The 750-nt window shown below is 32.4% G+C and carries 1 protein-coding gene and 1 pseudogene; one reads left to right on the plus strand and one right to left on the minus strand.

Annotated elements, in window-relative coordinates:
• On the plus strand, positions 1-482 hold a 482-nt coding region (locus IQR33_RS26075), incomplete at its 5' end, for a hypothetical protein (protein WP_228014148.1).
• Between the two features lie 195 nt (positions 483-677).
• Here IQR33_RS26075 and IQR33_RS35695 read toward each other — a convergent pair.
• A pseudogene (locus tag IQR33_RS35695) lies at positions 678-750 on the minus strand (transcriptional regulator); the annotation flags it as partial.

Consider the following 750-nt stretch of genomic DNA (forward strand, 5'->3'; position numbering starts at 1 on the left):
CTATGTCCTACCTGATTGAAAAGAAAAGAAATTCTACGGTTGTCGACGATTATGAATGTACCGAATACGGTTTAAAGAAAGGTGAGTCAATTATCGTCACTAAAAGTGCAATTGAAAACTTTTCATACTCAAAACATTATAAAAGCACGAAGAAGAATGACATTAATAGGTTTAAAATCATCTACCCTACAGGGCTTACGACTCCGATTAATAAAGATTATGAAAAAATTACGGTCACGTATAATACGGAGAGACCTGACGTTAACATTAAGATAATTCAATATTTTGACGAAAAGTCTAAATTATATACCATCAAAAAATATGAAAGCCACGTTAAAGACAACTCACCAATAGGTTTAGTTGAGAAAGAGGAATTCGATAAATATTCCGATTTTGAAAAGAAACTGGAATTAAATAGTGCTTTTTTAAATTCAACTGAAGTGAGTGATTTATTCTACAACTTATTAAGTATGATAAAATAATAACTAAAAATCAAAAACTTAAAAAGTACGATTATGCTCAAGTAGCTTCGATATGCCTGACTCGAAAGAGTACGTTGTTTTACGAAACAAATTACGATTTGAATGAAGCACATCTAAGTTACTTGGGTATAAACGGCGATGTATTGTTAATCAGCTTTCAAAAGAGAGTGACGTTTGCGATTAACTACTTTGGTCTTAACGAAGCTCAATTTGATGCTTTTCAGACCAAATTCGCAAATCATCAAGAATCTTAAGTGCGGTACGGCCG

Origin of the sequence: Vibrio sp. OPT46, from assembly GCF_015163535.1 — a bacterium.
GTDB lineage: Bacteria > Pseudomonadota > Gammaproteobacteria > Enterobacterales > Vibrionaceae > Vibrio > Vibrio alginolyticus.